At 42.0% G+C, this 23,131-nt stretch carries 17 protein-coding genes and 1 tRNA gene; 7 read left to right on the top strand and 11 right to left on the bottom strand.

What is annotated here, in order from left to right; translation table 11 throughout:
• Positions 1-27: 27 nt before the first annotated feature.
• The 6 genes from ACEN9X_RS06280 to ACEN9X_RS06255 all read right to left on the bottom strand — a co-directional run bounded on the left by ACEN9X_RS06280 (position 28) and on the right by ACEN9X_RS06255 (position 9,794).
• Complete coding sequence (locus tag ACEN9X_RS06280) at positions 28-591, bottom strand: dihydrofolate reductase family protein (protein ID WP_413669582.1); 564 nt, start codon at positions 589-591, stop codon at positions 28-30.
• A gap of 420 nt (positions 592-1,011) precedes the next feature.
• Positions 1,012-2,541, bottom strand: coding sequence for a glycoside hydrolase family 32 protein (locus tag ACEN9X_RS06275; protein ID WP_413669581.1), 1,530 nt, complete (start codon positions 2,539-2,541; stop codon positions 1,012-1,014).
• A gap of 108 nt (positions 2,542-2,649) precedes the next feature.
• The gene (locus ACEN9X_RS06270) at positions 2,650-4,356 is read right to left on the bottom strand and encodes a RagB/SusD family nutrient uptake outer membrane protein (RefSeq protein ID WP_413669580.1); all 1,707 of its coding nucleotides are present in this window, start codon (positions 4,354-4,356) and stop codon (positions 2,650-2,652) included.
• Between the two features lie 18 nt (positions 4,357-4,374).
• On the bottom strand, positions 4,375-7,515 hold the full coding sequence (locus ACEN9X_RS06265; RefSeq protein WP_413669579.1) for a SusC/RagA family TonB-linked outer membrane protein: 3,141 nt from the start codon (positions 7,513-7,515) through the stop codon (positions 4,375-4,377).
• Positions 7,516-7,544: 29 nt separating this feature from the next.
• Positions 7,545-8,456: a carbohydrate kinase family protein gene (locus ACEN9X_RS06260; RefSeq protein ID WP_413669578.1), complete on the bottom strand. Its 912-nt coding sequence runs from the start codon at positions 8,454-8,456 to the stop codon at positions 7,545-7,547.
• 12 nt (positions 8,457-8,468) lie between these two features.
• A complete protein-coding gene (locus tag ACEN9X_RS06255; protein ID WP_413669577.1) occupies positions 8,469-9,794 on the bottom strand; it encodes a sugar porter family MFS transporter in 1,326 nt (441 codons plus the stop codon).
• Between the two features lie 352 nt (positions 9,795-10,146).
• Between ACEN9X_RS06255 and ACEN9X_RS06250 the strand changes: the two genes are divergently transcribed.
• Positions 10,147-12,933, top strand: a complete 2,787-nt coding sequence (locus ACEN9X_RS06250; protein ID WP_413669576.1) for a substrate-binding domain-containing protein — start codon at positions 10,147-10,149, stop codon at positions 12,931-12,933.
• Positions 12,934-12,936: 3 nt separating this feature from the next.
• Here ACEN9X_RS06250 and ACEN9X_RS06245 read toward each other — a convergent pair whose 3' ends face one another.
• Positions 12,937-13,728 carry a CHAD domain-containing protein gene (locus ACEN9X_RS06245; protein WP_413669575.1) on the bottom strand — a complete coding sequence of 264 codons (792 nt, stop codon included), beginning with the start codon at positions 13,726-13,728 and terminating at the stop codon, positions 12,937-12,939.
• A 193-nt stretch (positions 13,729-13,921) separates the two neighbouring features.
• On the opposite strand from ACEN9X_RS06245, the gene ACEN9X_RS06240 reads away from it, so the two are divergent.
• Together ACEN9X_RS06240 and ACEN9X_RS06235 are read left to right on the top strand one after the other, a co-directional pair.
• Positions 13,922-15,211, top strand: coding sequence for a BamA/TamA family outer membrane protein (locus ACEN9X_RS06240; protein WP_413669574.1), 1,290 nt, complete (start codon positions 13,922-13,924; stop codon positions 15,209-15,211).
• Between the two features lie 88 nt (positions 15,212-15,299).
• A complete protein-coding gene (locus ACEN9X_RS06235) occupies positions 15,300-15,986 on the top strand; it encodes a PAS domain-containing protein (protein WP_413669573.1) in 687 nt (228 codons plus the stop codon).
• Positions 15,987-16,043: 57 nt separating this feature from the next.
• Here ACEN9X_RS06235 and ACEN9X_RS06230 read toward each other — a convergent pair whose 3' ends face one another.
• Both ACEN9X_RS06230 and ACEN9X_RS06225 read right to left on the bottom strand, forming a co-directional pair.
• Positions 16,044-16,442, bottom strand: coding sequence for a hypothetical protein (locus tag ACEN9X_RS06230; protein WP_413669572.1), 399 nt, complete (start codon positions 16,440-16,442; stop codon positions 16,044-16,046).
• A 118-nt stretch (positions 16,443-16,560) separates the two neighbouring features.
• Positions 16,561-17,046, bottom strand: a complete 486-nt coding sequence (locus ACEN9X_RS06225; RefSeq protein ID WP_413669571.1) for an ABC transporter ATPase — start codon at positions 17,044-17,046, stop codon at positions 16,561-16,563.
• Positions 17,047-17,091: 45 nt separating this feature from the next.
• Between ACEN9X_RS06225 and ACEN9X_RS06220 the strand changes: the two genes are divergently transcribed.
• The gene (locus tag ACEN9X_RS06220; RefSeq protein WP_413669570.1) at positions 17,092-17,574 is read left to right on the top strand and encodes a hypothetical protein; all 483 of its coding nucleotides are present in this window, start codon (positions 17,092-17,094) and stop codon (positions 17,572-17,574) included.
• Here ACEN9X_RS06220 and ACEN9X_RS06215 read toward each other — a convergent pair.
• Positions 17,569-18,366 carry a (Fe-S)-binding protein gene (locus ACEN9X_RS06215; RefSeq protein ID WP_413669569.1) on the bottom strand — a complete coding sequence of 266 codons (798 nt, stop codon included), beginning with the start codon at positions 18,364-18,366 and terminating at the stop codon, positions 17,569-17,571. The two genes, ACEN9X_RS06220 and ACEN9X_RS06215, sit on opposite strands and share 6 nt — an antisense overlap.
• Positions 18,367-18,473: 107 nt before the next feature.
• Complete coding sequence (locus ACEN9X_RS06210) at positions 18,474-19,772, bottom strand: 4Fe-4S dicluster domain-containing protein (RefSeq protein WP_413669568.1); 1,299 nt, start codon at positions 19,770-19,772, stop codon at positions 18,474-18,476.
• 206 nt (positions 19,773-19,978) lie between these two features.
• Between ACEN9X_RS06210 and ACEN9X_RS06205 the strand changes: the two genes are divergently transcribed.
• From ACEN9X_RS06205 to ACEN9X_RS06195, 3 genes are all read left to right on the top strand, one after another.
• Positions 19,979-20,051: transfer RNA gene (locus ACEN9X_RS06205), tRNA-Phe, on the top strand.
• A 471-nt stretch (positions 20,052-20,522) separates the two neighbouring features.
• Positions 20,523-21,776, top strand: coding sequence for an MBOAT family O-acyltransferase (locus ACEN9X_RS06200; protein WP_413669567.1), 1,254 nt, complete (start codon positions 20,523-20,525; stop codon positions 21,774-21,776).
• Entirely contained in the window at positions 21,776-22,558 is a 783-nt protein-coding gene (locus ACEN9X_RS06195; protein ID WP_413669566.1) for a hypothetical protein, read from the top strand. The genes ACEN9X_RS06200 and ACEN9X_RS06195 overlap by 1 nt, the downstream gene beginning before the upstream one ends.
• Positions 22,559-23,131: the final 573 nt, after the last annotated feature.

Here is a 23,131-nt window from a genome sequence, read left to right as displayed (position 1 = left end):
GTGTTTTTGTGTATTAACGGTTTACATCTATTTTCTTACTTCATAGCATAGTTCTACCATGCCGCTTTTATGGGCTGTTACACTTTTTAGATGCAATGCCTGTTCCCGCCCTATCTGATCAAAAAACGGAATGCCTTCACCTAAAATAACCGGCAGGATTGATTGTCTTATTTCATCGGCCAGGTTTAACCGGATGAAATCTTTGGCAAGTTTGGCGCCGCCTACCAGCCAAACATTTTTGTAGTTTGGTTTCAGTTGTTCATCTACAAATTTGTGCAGATCGCCAGAGTAAATTTTAATGTTCGGACGGTCAACGGGCAGTTTTCTGTGGGTTAATACAATAGTTGGTACATCTCCGTAAGCCCAGCCATATGATTTTGAAAGTTCTAAGGCGTGTTCATAGGTACGGGCACCCATTATATAGCAATCTATCGTTTTTAAAAACTCTTTTACATCCTCTTCTGTAACACTAACTCCCTGCTCATAATTGTCGGATGTTTCAAACCAGGAAACACTATTGTCTTTTTTGGCAATATAGCCGTCAACACTTGAAACCATATGTATGGTTATTTTAAATGAATCTGTTGCCATGGGTGCATTATTTATTTAGAAAAAGTGTTGTGGGCTGTAATTCTTTAGCAAGATTGTTATTCAAGAAGTGCTATCAGCTAAACAAATGTAGATAAAGGGATTATGTGTTGCCAATAGCTAATGTTATACAGTGTATATAAAAGCAGCAAGCTTTTGGGGGAAGAAGGCCTGCTGTTTTTGAACTTTCTTTATCGGAAGAGACTTCAGATTGGCGAAGAAAATTTAAGATTTGATCTTGTTTTGCTAAAAATATTAGTATTTTTGTATTGAACAAAACGGAGTAATACACTGATTAAGTTCAGAATAAATAATCTTTTACCTAAACCATATCACAGAGAATGAATCTGTAGGAATTGCACCTCCACTTGGAGAGTGCAATTCTGTTTCAAACTTTTTTCTTCTTTGGCTCTGTGTTAACTGTTATTTCCAGATAGATTTCAAGCCCGAAATACTAAGGTTATCAATCATCAATTTTCCGGTTGTTTTAATGGCAAGTTTGCTGAAATCTTCGGTTGGGAAATAAATTGTGGTCATGGTGGTTAAGCCACCGTCTGCAAACAACTCTACAGATGATTTATCGATTACCAAAGTGAGGTCCGAATTTTTAGCTATGCTTAACCGTGGTGCAGTAAAGCGGCCCGAAAAGTCTTTTTGAAAATCCATTTTCCCGGCTTTGGTACGGTCAATATAATATTGCTCCTTCGTCTGGTCATAACCTATAAGCAATGCTTCGTCTTTGGCGTTTGATAGCCTGATGCTATAATCCTTCAAAGTATTGAGGTTTAGTTTTAAAACATAGCGGCTTTTGAGCTTATTGATTTTTGAAGAAAGATCAAGAGAACCGTTAACAGCAAGCTGGCTTAATGCAATAGGTCTTGTCTCGATGTTTTTTAGCTCGGCTACCGGCCTGGAAGCCAGTAAAATTTGGCCCTTGCTTTGTTGCAGGCTGAGTTTACGTGCAATAGTTGCCGCGTTGCGCCATGTTTTTGTTGGTACCTGGTTGGCATATTGCCAGTTGCTCATCCATCCTAAAAATATTTTACGATTGCCGGTATTGCTCCAGGTGATACCCGCATATTCGTCCGGTCCATAATCAAGCCACCTGGTGTCTGAATCAAGTGGACTAAACTTGTTCCCGTCAAAATTCCCTACAAAATATTGAGTAGCCGAACCGCCATTGGGACCGCCGGGGTTAAGGTTTACGATCAGGATCCAATAGGTTTTTCCGTTCATTTTTAGCGGAAATAAGTCAGGGCATTCCCATACACCTCCATGTGCACCTTCTTTAAGCCCGAATTCACTTTCCTTTTTCCAGTTTTTAAGATCGGGAGCCGAATAGAAAGAGATATGGTCCTGCGTCGCAAGGGTCATTATCCATTTTTTTTCCGGAGCATACCACATCACCTTAGGGTCGCGAAAGTCTTTGATACCCGGGTTTTTGAGCACCGGGTTGCCGCTGTATTTAGTCCATGAGCTGCCGCCGTCCAGGCTGTAGGCAAGGCTTTGATTTTGAAATTTATCGATACCCTCTTTTTCGCCTTTAGGGTCATGGTGGGTAAATATGGCTACCAGGGGTGTTTTACCATTTTTACCGAAACCGGATGTATTATTGGCATCAACAACAGCACTACCTGAAAAAATATATCCAAGACTATCGGGGTATAAAGCGATAGGTAATTGTTTCCAATGGATCAGATCTTTGCTTTCAGCATGGCCCCAGTGCATTGGCCCCCACACAATATCTTTTGGATAATACTGAAAAAACAGGTGGTAGGTACCGTTATAATAAACCATACCATTAGGGTCGTTCATCCAATGCGCGGCGGGCGAAAAATGTACCTGCGGCCGGTGCTGCTCTGTGTAAGTTTTTTGGGGCGAATCCTGGGCTTTGCAGATACCATTTGCGATAGTAAATGCCATCAGCATTAATATGCAACATTTTGTTTTCATAATTTAAGCTTTTATTGGTTTTATATTGAGCAGGGTAATGCAAAAACTTTAATAGCGAAAATCCCGGCCTGCTATATCAGGCCGGGTCTTCCGTTATTTTATTATAGTTTAATATCCAGGGTTTTGTTTATATAAACCGTTGGTGAATGTAATTTCTGATTGTGGAATTGGGAGATATTCATCTCTACCAGCAGTAAATTTAGCCGTTGCTAAAAATGGCCTTCTAACTTTTTCAACGTTAATATAGTCGTTTAAAGTTTTTTCTGCAATTCCCCATCTAACTAAATCAAAGAAACGTGCGCCTTCGGTTGCAAATTCCAATCGCCTTTCCCATTGTAACGCTTTACGGGCATAATCCTGGGTCCAGTTTGCCGGGGTGTAGGGTTTTAAATTGTAAGATGATGGGAAGGTTCCATCCAGTTTTTTAAGTCGTCCGGTACTGGCGGCAGCCCTGTTTCTGATCTGATTTATTAACGGCAGTGCATTTGCCTGCTGGCCTAACTCGATATAAGCTTCGGCCTGCATTAGTAAAATATCATCATACCTCAGGATATCGTAGTTTTTAGCCGAACCCATAAATGGGCCAAGCTTAAAATAAGATGAGCTTGTGGCTAATTGCTGGTTACGCATGGTATGGAAATTACCGTAAACACCCGGATCACGCACCCAGCTATTGCTGAATGGTTTGGTGTTGTCATATTTATACGGATGCCCGTCTATACCAACAGTATGATCTAACCGTGGATCTACGGTAACTTTTGATAAATCGGCTATACTATTGTTAAAAGTATCAAAATTGGGCAGGCCGTTGGCATCAGTTGTATAGGCATTAACTAAATTCTGGCTTGCAGCGTGGAACCCGCAGCAGCCATATTGAGGTGCCCCGTGCGGATAGTTCAACCCGTCTTCAAAGTTTAAACGCCCGGCGGTAGTACCATCATTGATGGTAAATTGTATGGCGAATACTGATTCGGGGCCGTTCTCTGTTTCAGGTAAAAAGTTATCAGCAATATCAGGGCTTAGCGAGTATTTACCAGATGCTATAACTGCTTGCGTAAGTGTAACAACTTCCTGTAACCTTGTTTTATTGATATTGATCACATGATGATTATTATCCTGCTCATATGCCTGGTACAATTTTAATTTGGCTAAATAAGCCTGGGCATTCAATTTATTGGCCCTCGCCAGATCGGGCTGTGTGGTTGGTAAATTATCAACTGCATATTGAAAATCGGCTGCGATTTTATTCCATGAATCATCATTTGATAAAGTATTTGAAACCTTGAGGATATCGGCAGCTGTTGCAGTTTCATCAAAAATTGGAATGTTTTTGTACAGCAGTTTCATAGTAAAATAGCTATGAGCACGCAAAAACTTCAATTCGGCTAAACGAATCTTTTTGTTTGGGAAATCAGCATCCGAAAGTGAATTAACCGCCCTAAGCGCTACGTTTGCCCTCGAAATTGATTTGAACAGGTTTTTCCAGGTTCGTGATACAAACGAATCCATAGAGGGGGTTACCAGGTTGTAATGCTCCAAAGCATCCACCTCGCCAACATCGCCTGTACCGCCGCCGCCTTTGTAGGCATCATCTGAGCGAACGCTGCCGTAAGCCCAGTCGCTGTATATCGGCCCAATCATATCGCCGTTTCCGATAGCTGCATAAGCTGCAGTTACCAAACCTTCAACAGCTGCCGGTGATTTTAAATCTGAAGAAGACAGTACACCCTTGGGTGTATAATCTAATGCTTTTTTACAGGAGCTTAAAATGATCAGCCCCGATAAAATAGTTGTTACTAATATTTTCGCTTTCATATTGAATATTTTTTTTCGTTAAAATGATGCGTTGACGCCAAAACTGAAGATCCTTGGAATTGGGATGGGGTTAAGATCAATCCGCTCAGGATCGGGGCTCAGGTACTTGCTGCTTTTTACAGTAAAGATGTTTTCGGCCATGGCAAACACTCTTAAGCGGGTAAATACAGCTTTAGGTAAAATGGTATATCCAAGTTGAATGTTCCTTAATTTGAAATAAGACGTGTTAACAATAAAGTAATCGGAAGTACGGCCTTCATTGTTATTGTCTTTCAGTGTTAATGCCGGCACATTGGTGTTGGTATGCTGCGGTGTCCAGCCGTCAAATACGCCGGGGCCTACATTTTCGCGGCTATGCATCAAATTATTATACAAGGTATATACATCAAACCCTTTGCGGCCGGCAACGCCTGATCCAAATATAGAAAGGTCGAACTTTTTGTAGGTCAGGTCAATTCTCGCACCATACTCTAAGGCCGGCAGCGTAGTACCTATCCAGGTTTGATCGTTGGCATCAATTTTTCCGTCGTGATTGATGTCGACATAACGGATCCTGCCCGGCCCTGCTCCGATCTGTGTTGGTGCTGCATCAACTTCAGCCTGAGATTGGAACAGACCAGCCGTTTTATAGCCAAATATGTCAAACTGCGAATGTCCTATGATGGTATTGTCAATATTCCCAGGGTAAGCTGGCCTAACATTCTCCGGCAAATCGGTGATCTTGTCCCTGAAATGAGAAAAGTTCAAAGTAACGTTGTAATTAAAGTCGCCCGCATGTTGACCGTGATAGGTAACTGAAAATTCCCAGCCCTTATTGGTTTTTGAGGCACCATTAACGGTTTTGGCTTGTCCTTCGCCCAATGCTGATGCAACCGGAGGGGTGATCAGGATTCCGGTGGTTTTCCGGGTGAAATAATCGAATGAACCGGAAATCTTTCCGTTTAATATAGCAAAGTCAAGACCGGTGTTTAGCTCGTCGGTAGTTTCCCATTTAAGGGCAGGGTTATCTGCCTGGGTTTGAACAAAGCCGGATGGTAACGAGCCTGTATTAGCACCAGATAATGAATATGCAGTACCCACATTCATATATTGTTCCCAAAAGCCGGGGGTAAGCTGATTTTGGGTAGTGCCATAACGGGTGTTGTAAAGCGCATAACGCGACAGGTCGCCGATTTCCTGGTTACCAACACGGCCTATGCCCGCTCTTAATTTCAGTTCAGAAAAAAGGCTGCCGTTTTTCATGAAATTTTCCTGGTCTATTTTCCAGCCAAGTGAGGCAGAAGGGAAAATACCGTACTGGTTATTTGCACCAAACCTTGATGAACCATCGCGACGAACGGTAGCCGACACCAGGTATTTGCCTGCATAGTTGTAATCAAAACGGCCAAACTGTGAAAACAACCTGTTACCGGTTGATCTGCCGGTAACAATGGTATTTCCTGTGCCGGCATCTAACGTAAAATAGTCTTCTGTTTGAATGGCATACCCTTGTTTTAAGGTTGTTTGGAAATCGGTAAAGGTTTTAACATACTCTGTACCCACTAATATCTTAAAGTGATGCTTGTTGTTTAAATCATAGCTATATCTTAAAGTGTTTGAAAGCGTGGTGCTTAAATAGTGATTTTGATCAAAGAATAAGCTGTTGGTAGTACGGTTTAACGCACCTTCCGAAAAAGTTGGTGTAATCACCTTGCTCAGGTAGTCGGAATTATCCGCACCATAATTTGATCTGAAGAATAAATTCTTAATGGGCTGTATTTCTAAAAATACGTTGCCAAATGTGTTTAACTTGTTGGTGTTATTCCATTTTGCAAGGTCCTGCATATGCAGCGGGTTGTTCCTGTCAGAGTAGCCTGCACCCGATTCGCCGGCATAGGTTACACCATCTTTTTGATATACAGGGATGGTTGGTGCCAGCGTAACTGCCAGGAATGGAGTTGAGGCACCACCCAGATCGTTAGTGGTAAGGGTTTCGTTTGAGTTGGTGATTTTGATGTTAACGCCAAAAGTAACTTTGCTGTCAAAGGCTTTGGTTATGGCGTTGATGCTCCCGGTGGTACGTCCGTATTTGGTAAAGCGCACAAGGCCGGTATTTTTTATGTTTCCGAAGTTTATCTGGATAGAAGAGTTTTTATTACCTACCGAAGCCGTGAAATCATTGTTGTAAACAAAGGCTGTTTTATACAGCACGCTTTGCCAGTCGGTATCGCCAACGGGAGTATTTTGATCGCCGCCAACGTATGGTTTGGGCGTAACGCTGTTTAAAACAGGGTTATTGAAGTTATTATTCCAGTCAAAATTGTAAATCTCTCCGTAACCTGCGGCCGGATCCTGCCCGTCATTTACCGAAGCTTGCCACAAAGCTTTGCCCCTGTCAACAGCGTTCAGCATTTTAAACCGTAACGATTTTTCGGACTGGATGGAAGTGCTGTTGTTAAACTGAAACTGAACCTTTCCATCTGTATTGCCGCCGTTTTTTGTGGTAACGATAATGACGCCGTTAGATGCGCGTGAACCATAAATCGATTCGGACGAAGCATCTTTTAATACCTGAACCGATGCTATATTTGAAGGCGACAGGTTTTGAAATACTTCAGGCCTGGTGGTTGGTATTCCGTCAATAATATATAGTGGGTTGTTGTTACCTAAAGTATTGGCGCCCCTGATCAGGATTCTGCTGGTTGCACCACTTGCCGATCCGTCTTTTTCGATATATAAACCGGCAACACGGCCCTGCAGCGCCTGCATGGTATTTCCCGAACTGTTGTTTTTTACCGGCGCCAAATCCACAACTGCAACTGCGCCTGTCAGGTCTTTCTTTCTTTCAGATGTGTAGCCGGTTACCACTACTTCGTTAAGCTTGTTTTCGGCATCTTTAAATACTACATCAAGTGTTTTGGTATCGGCAGTAATAGTTATGACTATTGGTTTTGCGCCCACGTACGAAAACCGTACCGACTGGCCGTTTTTTACTGCGATGCTGAATTTTCCGCTGGCATCTGATAGTGTTGATTTTTGGGTTTCAACAACCACTATGGTAACTCCGTCTATAGGTTTCGAGGAGTTATCTAACACAGTCCCGGTAATGGTTCGGGATTGCGCGTATCCTTCACTTATTAACAGTATAAGAAAGGAACAGATAAGTAATAATTTTCTCATTGATTTTTGTTTAAGTGTAATTGGTTTGGTTAAAACATTTTGTTTGTAAAGTCTTGGTATTCTTTGATTTTATAATCCGGACAACCTCCTTTCTTTGTTGCAATAAAGCCGCCCATCGCTATTGCATTTTTTAATAATATTTCGGGCGATGCGCCACGATAATGGTTGGCTATGAATGCTGCTAAAAATGAGTCGCCGCTGCCTATGGTGTCCCTTACCTTTACTTCGCGCCCGGCAATGTGCCAGGCTTTTTCTTCTTTATAATAGGAAGCACCGAACTCGCCTTTGGTAACTATGATTTCGGGTATGTTAAAATGATCCTGTATAAATTTGATCTGTTCCGATTCTTTCCAGAACGAACCCCTGAACAGGCCCTGCACCATCTCAAGTTCGGCCTGGTTGAATTTTACAATGTTGGCTTTGTGCAGCAGGTCGGCCAGCAGATCGCGGCTTATAAAAGGCGGCCTCAAATTAATGTCGAATACTTTGATAGCATCGCTTTCCAGCAGCTCAAACAAAGTATTGCGCGATACGCTGTTCCTTGATGCAAGGCTACCGAAAACGAAATAGGTTGAAGGCCTGATCTGTGTTTTAATATGCTCGCTGTCATTGATGAAATCCCAGGCTACGGGAAAAATAATTTCATATGATACCTCGTTGCCATTATTCATTTTAGCGATTACCTGGCTGGTTGGGTGTTCGGTGTCTGTTTGCAGCAGGTGCTTTTTTATACCCCAGTTGTCGAGCAGGTTTTCAAGTTTTTGGCCATCGGTATCATTACCTATTTTGCTTACCAGGCTGGCGGGCATGCCCAGTTTATTAAGGTGGTATGAAACATTAAGCAATGCGCCGCCGGGTTGAGGGCCATCTGGCAAAACATCCCAGAGTATTTCGCCATAGCAAATGGCCGGTGTTAAGGTATTTGTATGTAAGTTCATCATCGCAGATCTTGATTAATGCATTACCATGTTAGTTTCAATTTGCTCCAGCGACCGGCCTTTGGTTTCGGGCATCAGCCTCCACACAAAAATTAACTGGCATATCATCATGGTGCCGAAAAAGGAAAATGTTATTGTGCCGCCAAGTTTTTCGGCGAAATACGGAAAGGAGAAAGCGATCAATGCTGCCATGATCCAATGGGTTGAGCTACCCAGTGTCTGGCCTTTTGCCCGTACCTGGTTTGGAAATATTTCTGAAATAAATACCCAGATAACTGCCCCTTGCGAAAACGCAAAGAATGCGATGAACAGCATCATGTAAGCAGGTACGGCAAAGCCGCTCATGTGCCCCGAGTAAAAGGTATAGGCTACCAGGAACAGGGAAATGATAAGGCCAACCGAGCCAATAAGCATCAGGATCCGGCGCCCTACTTTATCAATAATATTAATGGCTGCAAGGGTGAATACAAAGTTGATTGCCCCAAGGCCCACTGTTGATAATAAAGATGAATGGGCACCCAAACCAGCCATTTCAAATATGCGTGGTGCGTAGTAAATGATGGCATTTATGCCCGAAACCTGGTTAAAAAAGGCAAACAGTACAGCCAGTACAACAGGGGTTTTATATTGACCCGAAAAGAGGCTGCCGCTTGAAGCCGTATCATTTAAAGTTGAATTTTTGATAGATTCCAGCTCCTGATCGCAGTTGAGCGGGTTAATGATCCGTAGTATGCCGAGCGCTTTTGCCATTTCGCCCTTTTTAAGGATCAGCCAGCGCGGGCTTTCGGGTATAAAGTAGATCAGCACAAAAAACAATGCTGAAGGAAAGGCCTGCACACCAAGCATCCAACGCCATGAAGTTTCGCCAACCTGGCTTATCAGGTAGTTGGACAGGTACGAGATCAGTATCCCTAATACCACGTTAAACTGGAATAAGCCCACCAGCCTGCCCCGGCGGTCGGCCGGTGAAACTTCCGAAATATAGATAGGTGCCGTAACAGATGATATGCCAACACCGAGACCGCCCAATAACCTGAAAACCAGGAACACATACCAGCTATCGGCCAGTGCTGTACCTAATGATGATAGTAAATATGCTGCGGCTACAAAGTAAAGTGTGTTTTTGCGGCCAAACAGATCTGAAGGCCGGGCCCCTAATAATGAGCCGATAACCGTTCCTATTAATGCGATAGATATGGTAAGCCCATGTTCTACTACGGATAAGTGCCAGAACTGCTGGATAGATTTTTCGGCGCCTGATATTACAGCGGTATCAAACCCGAAAAGGAAGCCACCAAGGGCCACGACCATGGACCAGGCCAGGACGGAGTGTTTTCTCATAATAATTATAAAAGGTGTTATATTGGATTTATTGAGGCCAAAGTAGGGCAATAGGCCGTGCAGGGGTTATTGATTTCGTATCAATAAAGTATAAAAATCAATCTGTATTTAACTTGTTGATTTTTAGTTAGATAAAATTATTGATGTCGCTATTTTGTAGCCCGATGTTTGTTTATGTTACCCGTTACTTTCAATTTGGTTACATTACCACAGTTATTGCGAAGGCTGCCTGCCCCCTTAAATTTGTTTTTCAGGAACGTTTATAGATATCTTTACTTTGTTTAACCCTCAAAGGGAAAAAATAAACCAATAAGTAATCCTGTTAATTACCCGTTTCTTCCAAACTAATGTTATGGCCTTTTTCAACAAATGGCATGCTAAAAACTTACTGACCGGCATGCTGCTGATCTGTTTTATGGTGCTTATTGCTGCCGGATGTAAAAAGACCGATAAAACATCGCAGTATACAATTGGCTTTTCACAGTGTATCGGCTCTGACCTGTGGCGTCGTACTATGCTTGATGAAATGAGAATGGAACTTTCATTACATCCTGATGCGCAGTTCGTTTATGCCGATGCCGATGGTAATAGCGCCAGGCAGGTTGAACAGGTAAAGAAGATGCTTGACGACGGTATCGACCTGCTGATCATATCGCCCAATGAGGCACAACCCCTTACCGGAATAGTGGAGCAGGCCTATAGTAAAGGGATTCCGGTAATTGTGATTGATCGCAAAACGTCATCGGCTTTATATACGGCTTATGTTGGTGCTGATAACTACCAGATTGGTAAAATGGCAGGTGAATATGCCGGCTCTATATTAAAAGGCAGCGGAAATATTGTAGAAGTAATGGGGCTGCCAGGCTCTTCTCCGGCGATTGAGCGGGACCGCGGCTTTTCTGATGGCCTTAAGAAATATACGGGTATAACTATAGCTGCCAGGGTATATGGTGATTGGTTGAAGGATAGCGCTAAAAAGCAATTGATAAGGATAGCGCCAGTTATAAAAAATGCTAATGTGATATTTGCCCATAATGATGTTATGGCCCATGGCACAAGGGAGGTGCTCGATGAGCTTAAAATTCGGGGTGTTAAAGTATTGGGGGTTGATGCCTTACCAGGCCATGGTGGAGGCTTGCAAATGGTTGCTTCAAAAAACATCAACGCCAGTATGATATATCCCACTGGAGGTAAGGAAGCCATTATGACTGCCTTCAGGATCCTGAATAAAGAATCTTTTGCCCGGGAAAACCTGTTGCAGTCGGTTGTTATTGACTCTTCAAACGTGCAGTTAATGAAAATGCAATGGGGCAAAATAAACAGCCAGCAAAAGGATATTGAGCGGCAACAATCGTTATTGGCAGAGCAGCGCGAAGTGTATAATAGCCAGCAATTGGTTTTAAATGTAATTGTAATATCGCTGGTGCTGGCCATTGTTTTTGGAGGCCTTGCATTTTACTGGCTCATGGAAAACCGGAAGATCAACAAAAGCCTGGAAGTTAAAAACAACGAAATTTTGCAGCAGCGTAACCAGCTGATCGAGATGTCGGCAAAAGCTGAGGTGGCAACAGAAGCCAAACTGCAGTTCTTTACTAATATTTCCCATGAATTCCGCACCCCGCTCACGCTTATCCTCTCGCCGGTAGAAGATATGATGGCCAACGAAAAACTGAACCTTGTGGCCGGCAAAAGTCTGAAACTGATCCATAAAAACGTATACCGTTTGTTGCGTCTGGTTAATCAGCTGATAGAGTATCGTAAAATAGAATACGATAAACAGCAGATCAATGTATCGCCTAACAATATTGTTGAGTTTGCCAGGGAAATCATAACCAGCTTTCAGGAAAATGCGCAGAAACGCAATATCAGCATCAGCCTGTTAAGCGATGAGCAACAGATAGTGGTTTGGTATGACGTCAATTTGTTAGATAAGGTATTTTTTAACATTATAGCTAATGCCTTAAAATTTACCAGCGATAATGGCAGGATCCAGGTAAGTTTCAAAAGGAAAGACAATAACTCGGTTGATATTGCCATACAGGACAATGGGATTGGCATGGAACCACAGGAAACCGCTCATGTATTTGAGCAGTTTTACCAGGCCGAGAATAGCTTGTCGGGGGGATCAGGTTTGGGGCTTGCTTTGTCAAAAGAAATTATTTCTTTGCATCAGGGCAGTATAGATGTAGTAAGCAAAAAGTGGGAGGGAACTACGTTTACCATTAACTTATTATTGGGTAATAACCACTTTGACCGCGATGTGCAGGGGCACGCTAACACCACACAAACAGATATTGAGGAACGGGCGAAAGTTTATGTTACAGACCTGGCCGCACCCATTGCCGTAGCGGATGAAGGGCAAACATTCGGAGCTCCGAGGGAGCAATCTATCCTGATCATCGAAGATAACAAAGACCTTTTGAGTTATCTTACCGAAAAACTGGGCGCAACTTATGAGATATTTACGGCGGATAACGGAATTAGCGGATTAAATGAAACCTTTGAGCGCGTTCCGGATCTGATCATATCTGATGTGGTATTGCCGGGCATGTCTGGTAAAACTTTAACGGTGAAATTAAAAACGGATATCCGTACCTCGCATATCCCCATTATTCTTTTAACAGCACAAGGCAGCGTTGAACAGCAGATTGACGGTATAACCTGTATGGCCGATGCTTATATTGTTAAACCCTTTAACTTTGAATACCTGTTTGCCACCGTGAAAAATTTAATTAAAAGCAGGGTGATGCTGAAAGAACATTTTACCAGCGACGTAAGTAAATCCACCGTGCCCGTATCCAAGGCGCTTGATAAAAAGTTCCTGAATGATTTTGCTGGTATCGTAGAGCAAAATTTAGCCAATGAAAATTTTAGCGTTGATGAGATCTGTAAGTTGATAGGTGTTTCAAGAATCCAGCTTTACCGCAAGGTTAAAGCGCTGCTTGGCTGCAGCATATCTGATTACATATTAAACCGCAGGCTGAAAAAAGCAAAGTATTTATTAATGAACGAGGGTTACCCAATCTCGGAAATAACCTACATGGTAGGATTCTCTACTCCTAATTACTTTTCTACTGTTTTTAAAGCTAAATACGGCTGCACGCCAAGTGAGTACAAGCGCAAACAACAACAGATATAAGCGTTAATCAACCTGTGGAATGGGCAGTTCGGTTACAGTGGTTGCCTGTTCCTGAAAATTGCGGGTGAGCACGGTGAGTTGTTTTTTGAGTTTGGCCGATTGTTTCTTCAGGCCCCTGGCTATTTCGTTGCCATCGCTGGCTTCGCCGGTTGTAAAAAGTTCAATAGCCAGTTGATTGTCATGCCAGTTGCCAATAGCTTCCTGCACCTGGTCAATATAAGCTTCATTAAAAGAAATCTCTAATTCCGGACCGGCCAGCGCATAATTATATAACAGTACTTTCAGTTGTTTACGACAGGTATGCAGACTTTCGTCAAAGCGCAGCTGGTTTAAGCCTGCTGCAATGCTTTCCAGTTGTTGATGGTAATATAAAGTGAGATGTAGTTTGCTAACCGACCTGATCCGCTTTAATATATTGCGACGTGTTTTTCGGAGGCTCAACCGGTGCTGGTCTTTATCTGCATTAAATGCCAGGGTAGCGGTTTCCATGATCTGCTGTTGTTCCCTCATAAAATCGGTGTTTTCACCTACTGTTTTACCCAGCTCCCGGTTTATATAGGCATTCCTGATTTCGCCTGCCTGCTTAAATATTTTACGAACGGGTTTGAAACGTTTTTCCAGCCCGGGTGATTTTTCTGCGCTATCGGCCAGGATCAAAAGCGCCCGCAATTTTTTTACCCCGGTACGAAAATGATGCAAGTCTTCCTGTTTGCCGTTTTTGATAAAAGAGCGGAGATGGCGTTTCATTGACCGCCATATTTTCATTACATATTTCCGTTCTGTTTCCTTTTTCATAACGGCTGGCGCCTTGTTGTTATTCGCCTTATTTCAAAAATACAATTTAAAAACAACATATTTTAAAGCCGAAAAAAGCATTTAAACACGCGGAATCAAAAGCGAAATGCAGTACTGTTTTATTTTGTAATAAGTTTTTTACATTCAGATGATATAAATATCTTAGCAGGAACACTTATAAACCCCTGATCAATTGGCTCGCGCTGTTTACCGGCTTACCTTAACCTTATTTGTACTTTTAAGTACCTGCGAGCTATTTGCCCAAACCCTGGCCGATCCGGTTGACTCCTTACAATCACAGGTTGATGCCAACGGTATTTTGGCTGCCTTTTTCAGTGGCAAAAGCAGTAAACCTTCGGCAGCAACTACACAAGCACAAAACCGTACTTACTGGTCGGTACTGCCTTCTGCCGCTTATAATCCAAGTGTGGGTTTTGCTGTAGGGGTAATTTCATCCGGAGGAAAATACTTTGGTGATCCTGCTAATACAACCCTTTCGGTAATCAATGCAGGTTTTTACTTGTCAACAAGCGGACTTTCTACTTTTGAATTCAAGCAGAATGCATTTTCGGCACAAAATCAATGGAACCTGCAGGGCACCGTACAAATAGGGAAAACTGTTGCCATGGATAACGGCCTTGGCACCGGCAGGCGCAGCTTCGGCGAAGGCAGTTTTTTCATGAACAATACCCACTTTGAAAACAATCCCGATGCTTTCCCTATTCGCTACCTGTATATCAAAGCCAATGAACGCATCTACCGCAAACTGGCACATCACTTATATATAGGTGCCGGGCTAAGCTTCAATTATTACAGCCACATTGATGACGACCGCAGAGATATTCCCATAACCCAAACCCACAATTATCGTTATAGCATCCGCAATGGTTTCCCGGTTAGCTCGTATCAGGCTAATGGCTTGTTGTTCAATTTTCAGTTCAACAACCGCGATCAACCTAATCGCCCGTTCAGGGGTATTTATGCCGATATAGTTTTGCGGAGCAACCAAACCTGGCTGGGCAGCAACCGCGATGCCATGCAGGTAAAGTTTGAATTCAGGAAATACTGGAGCCTGTCATCAACCCACCCCGAACATGTTTTTGCCTTGTGGCACTGGTCAAACTACTTGTTAAGCGGGGCGCTGCCTTACCTTGAACTGCCCGGCACCGGCAGCGATGCTTATGGCCGCATTGGCAGAGCGTTTATCATAGGGCGTTTTAAAGGTATGTCCTTTGTGTATAATGAGGCCGAATACCGCTTTCCACTAACAAGTAATAAGTTGCTTAGTGGCGTTGCTTTTGTTAATGCCGAAACAGCTAACAACCAGCAACGCATAAAACTGTTCAGGTATTGGGAACCCGGCGGCGGTGCAGGCTTGCGATTGTTGTTTAATAAATACACGCGCTCTAATCTTTGTATTGATTATGCCAGGGGAACTTATGGTTCAAGCGGTTTCTTTTTAGGACTTAACGAAGTGTTTTAACTGTAATTGCCCCGGGTTAAGGGCTGTTCTACTATAAATGGTGTCATTTTTGTTCTAAAAATGTTTTTCATTAAGTAATCTATCACAAATGCGCACTCCGTTAACCTCGCAACTACTTGGCGACCTGATTGAAAAGGGCTACGAATATGTATTGGTAAAAGTAACCGTAAACCAACAAACCGAAGAGGTTGTTGATATCACCCTTGTACCCGTTAAAGCTAAGCCAGAGCTTAACAATTTGCCCGCAGGCTTTGAAACATTTTACCGCATAACCCGTGAGCCTATGCAGTTGGTATGCGGCGTTGACAAAACCAGTATTTTTATAGAATATCAATCATTTGATGATGAGGTAACCGACAAAGATATTTTTGATGATACCTATTTTAGGATGAGCGAAGAATTTTTTAGACAGGTACTGGATAGCCTTGAAGATTACGCGGTAATAACCACCGATAAAAACGGGAATATCAATAGTTGGAATACCGGTGCCCAGAAAGTTCTTGGCTACACCGAACAGGAAGCTTTAGGCCTTAATGCACGGATTTTTTTTACTACTGAAGATATAGCTGCCGGCAAGCCCGAAATTGAATTAAAAAAAGCACTGAGCCTGGGCCGTGCCATTGATGAACGCTACCATGTGCGTAAGGACGGCACCCGTTTTTGGGGGAGCGGATTGTTTTTCCCTTTGTTTGATGAAGAACATAATCACCGCGGCTTCACCAAAATAATGCGTAACCAGCGCGAAGAACAACAGGCAAAAGAACTTGGCATATAAAACAAAGAGGGCGCTCACTGAGCGCCCTCTTTGTTTTATATCTTTTTAGAAAAAAAATTATGCGTTATAGCTTACGCCGTGATCTTCTTCTTTTTGCACGTTAATAAATGGAGAGCCTTTGGTAAAGCAACCAACAATTAAAAGGTAAGCACCAAAAATCAATTGCGGAGCTACCAATTTATCAGAAAAGGCATAAACCCAAGGTGAGCAAAACAAAAACGAGCCCATAAGTACGTCACCGGCATTGTGCATAACCATCGGGAATTGTTTGATAAAACCCATTTCGTTTTTAGCAAAGATAGCCATGATCAACTGTAACCAGCCAATGATCAAAGGCAGGAATAAAGCAGCGCCGCCAACATGAATTGTATCAAAAGTCCATAATGATGAAATCATTAACAGGGCTACAACGTAGTTTAAAAATCCGTAAGTTCTGGTTGAGATGAAGCCTTTCATTTTTATAGCTTATTTATAAAGTATCAATATAGATGATTTATATCTAAATTTTGTGCCAAAGGTAAACATTTGCACGGCTTAAGTACAGTAAATTTAAAAAATTTGATCAGCGGGTTAATTAATTGGCTACCAGGTCACGAAATAGCTGGATATGCCAGCTATCCTTAAATGGCACTTCCCATTTGGTTTCGAGCTCGGTTAAATTTTGTACCAGGTTATTATAAACTATGGTTTGTTTATTGATACTGCCATCTTTCAGCTTAGCCTCAAAATCATGCCGCGGCAATGAAAGCACTTCCTCGCCTTCGCGATAGGCAAGGTTAAACCTGTCGAAAAGATTGATGCCTAAATGCTGCTGCACCTGCTGCATAAAATGAACCGATTTATCGATAGAACATCCGCTGGCACCAGCCTGGCTTTCATCAACTATCAAAATAAAAAAACGGTTATACCTGATCTCGGCTTTGGCTTTCAACTGGTTATTATGAGCTGTCCAGTTGGTGGCAAACCTATCCAGCTCAGGCTGGATCTGCTGTACTTCCTGGTCGGTTAATTTCCTGTCCGACTGATAGATCCAAACTCTTGACTGTGGAGAAAATTTCATTTCCAAAAATATCAATTTATTAACTTCGGGTTACATTTTGTTGTCATGAAAATATCAATTCTGCCATCAATTGGAAAAACCGCACTCATTACATCACTTTTAGCCCTTAGTGTGCTAAATTACGGTTTTAAAGCCGAAATGAGCGAACAGGAATGGTTAAACTGGAGTAATAAATGCCTCAACGGCTCATTTAACCCCACGCCTGATATCAACCTCAAAAAGTGGGAGATAACCCTTACCAGCGATTATTTTTTACGTTTGCGAAAAACTTATCAACAGGGTAAAAAGGAATATTTTTCCTTTAACCTGCACCGCTTAACCAATGTTGATTACCTGGGCAGCGACACGGCGGGTACAGTAAAATTCAATACGCAAGCTGATGATATCATTGTACAAACCTACGAAGACCCTGAGGGTAATATCGATTCAATGGCTACTACACTTGGCTTACCGGTACACAATATGAATTTGGCCCGGTTTGATAGCCTGAAGAGTGCGTTGAATTATTTGAGGATGAAGAGTTTATAAGCCATTAGCCCTTGCTGTAATCTCGGCAATATCCAGCACTTTTATCTCCTGTTCTTTATCGTGGTTTTTTACGCCATCGGTAAGCATGGTCATACAAAACGGACAGGCGGCGGCTACCACCTGGGCCTTAGTTTCAATAACATCGGCAATGCGTTCAATATTGATGTCCCTTTTGCCGGGTTCCGGCTCTTTAAACATCTGAGCACCGCCGGCACCGCAGCATAAACCGTTTGATTTGCAACGTTTCATTTCCACCAGCTCAGTATCCAGGATCTCCAGTGCTGCCCGTGGCGCTTCATAAACATCATTTCCACGACCTAAGTAACAGGGGTCATGATAGGTGATCCTCTTTCCTTTAAAACTTTCACCGCCTTCGGCTTTTAGCTTACCGGCGTCAATTAGCTGCTGAATAAGCTGTGTATGATGAATCACCTCATAATTACCACCCAAACCAGGGTATTCGTTTTTTATGGTATTGAAACAATGCGGACAACCTGTAACTATTTTTTTAATGTTATAACCATCCAGCACCTGGATGTTCATCATGGCCTGCATCTGGAACAGAAATTCGTTACCTGCACGTTTGGCTGGGTCGCCGGTGCAGTTTTCTTCCGTGCCTAAAACAGCGTAGCTGATGCCCACGTGGTGCAGTATCTTGCAAATATCGCGGGTAATTTTGCGGGCACGCTCATCAAAGCTGCCGGCACAGCCAACCCAAAACAAAATTTCGGGTTCTTTGCCCTCAGCAGCCATTTCGGCCATGGTCGGGATGGCCAATGGTTCATTGTTCATAGTTCATGGTTTTATTTATGGTCGATAGTCCATGGACCATTGTTAATTATTTTGTTATTTTCCTTCACAGCCATGATCTATGAACCATGAACTATGATCTGTAAAAACTATTCCTCCGCCCAATTAAACCTGTCGGCCTGGCTGTATTTCCAGGGGGCTCCATTATTTTCAACGTTGCCAAACATATTGTTTAGACTTGCCGGGGCCTGCGATTCTTCCATTACGATATAACGGCGCATTTCGGTTATGATCTCCAACGGATTGATATTTACCGGGCAAGCCTCTACACAGGCATTGCAACTGGTACAAGCCCAAAGCTCTTCCCGGGTAACGTAATTATCAAGCAGCGATTTATCGTCGTTGTAATCTTTGTCATGCTTGTCAATATTATTCCCGATTTCGGTGATCCGATCGCGGGTATCCATCATGATCTTGCGCGGCGAAAGCAGTTTTCCTGTAATATTTGCCGGGCAAACTGACGTGCACCTGCCACACTCAGTGCAGGTATAAGCCTCCATCAGGTTTTTCCAGGTAAGATCGGTTACGTCCTTGGCACCAAAGCGCGCTGGTTCGCCGGTATTTTCAGGCACGAACGAGGGATCCAGCATTGCTTTCACCTCATTAGTAACCGATGCCATATTCGTAAATTTACCTTTAGGGTTCAGGTTTGAATAGTACGTATTGGGGAACGCCAGCAGGATATGAAAATGCTTTGAATAGGGCAGGTAATTTAAAAAACACAGGATCCCTACAATGTGAAACCACCAGCAAACCCGTTCTGTAATTACCAATGCCGAAGCTCCATCGGGAAGCAACGGCGCCAGTAATGAGCTTACAGGGAAACTTCCGGCAGTCACATAATGGCCAAAGTGCAGTAATTGTAATTTATAATCTGCGGCATTCATGGTCAGGAAGGCCGTCATGAGCAAAATCTCGGTAATAAGGATATAATTAGCATCCGACTTTGGCCATTGGGTCATTTCTGTACCTGTAAACCTTTTCAGGCGTACAACATTGCGCCGGCACAGGAAAACGATACAGGCCGTAAGCACCAGCACTGCCAATATCTCAAATGCGCCTATCAGGAAACCGTACAGGCCGCCAAGTGGGTGCGAAAAGATGCGGTGCGAGCCAAAAATTCCGTCAATCATGATCTCCAGTACCTCGAGGTTGATAATGATAAACCCTATATAGATAAAAAAGTGCATTACGGCCGCCACCGGGCGCTTCACCATTTTGGTTTGTCCCAGGGCAATTTTAGCCATCACTTTCCAGCGCAGGGCAGGCTGGTCGTTACGGTCGGTATCCTTACCCAATAAAATGTTGCGCCTTATTTTAGCCACATTTTTGCTAAACAGGTAAACAGCGGCCGCCAGGATGATAATAAATATAAATTGAGCAATCATTATGCGTGCATAGTAATTTTATCAAAGTTAAATGAATTGTTCTAAGTGCAAAATGTTTTGAGATCGAAAAAAAATTTGAAAATTAATTGGCTGATTACCTGTACACTTATTTAAAAAACACGGCTAAATAGAAACTTTTTTCAAAAAAAAGTTTTCAAACATAAAAAAAAACCTACATTTGCACTCCCCAAACACGGGAACGGTTTGGTACCATAGCTCAGATGGTAGAGCAAAGGACTGAAAATCCTTGTGTCACTGGTTCGATCCCAGTTGGTACCACAAAAACAGAAATCCTCTTAGTTAGTTCTAAGGGGATTTTTTGCTTTAAAAGTGCCCGTACGATGTCTAAATGCGGTTTTTCTATTCTGCTGATTAATAATTTGATTCTTCTGTGATTTTGTTTGCGTCTCGCATCATTGGGTTTGATAAAATAGATTCAAGATTATTTAATAAATATTTATTGATTAAAAATATACATTAATATTTTTGTGTCGATTTCACCTTTACCTTGTTATCACATAAGCATAGGTGAAATATATTCTGTGTTACTAATTAGCATAGCTTATTTATATACATATGCTGTTTAACTCTGTAAGTTTCATACTTTTTTATATAGTAGTCACGCCACTGTATTTTGCCTTTCCCCATAAATTCAGATGGATCATACTATTACTTGCAAGCTGTTACTTCTATATGGCCTTTGTACCCATCTATATTCTGATATTGGGTTTTACTATCATAATTGATTACATGGCAGGCATATACATTGAAAAAGCCCAAGATAAACAGCGCCGAAAGCTTCTTTTAGCAGCAAGTTTAGCAGCCAATATAGGTATCCTCGCATTTTTCAAATACTTCAACTTCCTGAATCTTAACATAGATAGGTTTATGGGAAAGTTTAACTATCATGATCCGATATCTTATTTAACTATTTTATTACCTATCGGTTTGTCGTTCCATACTTTTCAGGCCATGAGCTACACCATCGAGGTGTATCGGGGTAATCAAAAGGCAGAAAGGCACCTTGATATTTACAGTCTGTATGTGATGTTTTACCCGCAACTGGTTGCCGGTCCGATAGAAAGGCCTCAGAATATACTCCCCCAGATGCATACCGAACATCGTTTTGATTACGAGTTAATGAAATCCGGTTTAAAAATGATGCTTTGGGGCTTTTTCAAAAAAATAGTCGTAGCCGACCGCCTTGCCATTTTTGTAAATTCGGTATATAACAATCCAGAGCTGCATAACGGAACGACCATTGTAATCGCATCTATATTTTTTTCGGTGCAAATTTATTGTGACTTTTCCGGTTATACCGACATAGCCATTGGCTGCGCCAGAACAATGGGGTTTGACTTGATGAAAAATTTTGAACGCCCGTATTTTGCAACCAACATTCAGGATTTTTGGCGCAGATGGCACATCTCTTTATCAACCTGGTTCCGTGATTATTTGTATATCCCACTTGGAGGAAACCGGGTAACAAAACAAAGACAATACCTTAATCTGTTTATAGTATTTTTAATAAGCGGTATATGGCATGGTGCCAATTACACTTATATCATATGGGGAATTTTGCATGGTTTATATTCTGTTGTGTATATGATCATTAAACCATATTTACGCAAAGAGCCGCAAAGTAAAGTAACTGCTACAGTAATACGAATAGGAAATATGGCTTTGACCGGCTTATTCATAACCTTTGCCTGGATATTTTTCAGGGCTAATAGCGTTACAGATGCATTGACACTGATTCGTGATTTAAAGAGTTTTGGAGCTAAACCATTTTTTGGCGATGGTATAAGCAATTTTGCTCATTCCATTTTGGCCATATTTCTGCTGTTTGCAGTGGAGTACAAAATGGAATATTACCCTGAAAAATTCAATTTCTTTACTTCACCCAATATTGCCTTAAGATGGGGGGCGGTAGCCTTCACCATTATTTTAATATTGTTGTTGGGAGTGTTTAACGGTGGTCAGTTTATATATTTTCAATTTTGATGAAAACTAAGTCTTTTGCTAAATTTCTGATTAAACCGGTTGGCTTTCTTGTGGTATTGATATTACTTGACTTTGTAGTGGGAGCCGGATTCAGAAAAATCTATTTCAGCCAGCGGGTTGGGCAGTTTAGTCAAACTACCTACGCTATTGACAGTGCCAGACAAGACATTATGATTTATGGCAGTTCAAGGGCTGTGCGTCATTATTCGCCATCCATTATATCTAAAATAACAGGACTAACTTGTTATGATTCGGGTCGGGACGGACTGATGATACCGTACTCAACCGCCATGGAAGAAATTTCGTTAAACAGGCATACCCCAAAATTCATCATATTAGATATTAGTCCCAGAGAATTAGGGATTGATCAATCCAAATACGATAAATTAAGCATCCTGCTACCCTATTGCAATAAACACCCTGAATTTATCAAATACATTCAGGAAATTAGTCCGTTTGAGCCTTACAAACTTTTATCCCAAACCTATCCTTTCAATTCCTCGGCGTTTATACTGGCCACTAATACCCTGTTTTCTAAAACTGTAAAAAAAGATGATAACGGGTATTTACCGCTGGAAGGTCAGATGACTAAACCCGAGGTAGATGATTATAGTTTAAGAATGAATAAACGCTATTTAAAAATCAAAAAGCGTAAAGATATTCCGGAAGAAAAGGGTGTCAGGTATTTTAAAGCCTTTTTGGATAATAGCGCCAAAAGAAACATTAAAACATTGGTTGTCATTTCACCAACTGTCTTAAAAAAATCCTTTTTACCTGGATAATCAGGCTGGAGAAAAGAAGCTGATCGTGAAGTTTACCAAACAATATCCTAACGTAACGTTTTTGGATTATTCGTCAGATCCCAACTTTAACTTTCGGCCCGAAAAGTTCTCTGATGTATTTCACTTAAATAAACAAGGATCGGAAGAGTTTTCAAATAGTATAGGACGTTACATAAAAGCTAAGCTCGTCAACAAAATATAAATAGGTAGCTGTACCTGATTACCACCATTAAAATAAGGAGGATTGGACAAATTGGTTTGCCAGATCATTCCATAGAAGTCTACTGCGTCAATATCCCGCTTTCGTTGAAAGTCGGCGATAAGCTCAAATTTATGCAACTCCTCCTGATTAGGGGTCTAATCATATGCTTTTGTAAGTTTTGTGCCCAGACAGTACGGAATTCGAACGATATTTTGGATCAAATGCGTGTATTGAGCGAATAAGAACACTTTTAACATCACCTGACTGGGCTTGAACCAGGGAATGGGATTGAAAATAAAGGGTATAATCGACGCCTTCGAGACTAAAAATCGAGAAATAATTGAGGATCTAAGGCAGCTATCTGAATAGTC

The organism is Mucilaginibacter sp. Mucisp86, from assembly GCF_047324315.1.
Classification (GTDB): domain Bacteria; phylum Bacteroidota; class Bacteroidia; order Sphingobacteriales; family Sphingobacteriaceae; genus Mucilaginibacter.
Note: the sequence above shows the minus strand (reverse complement) of the source record. Positions and strands in the feature narration are given on the sequence as shown.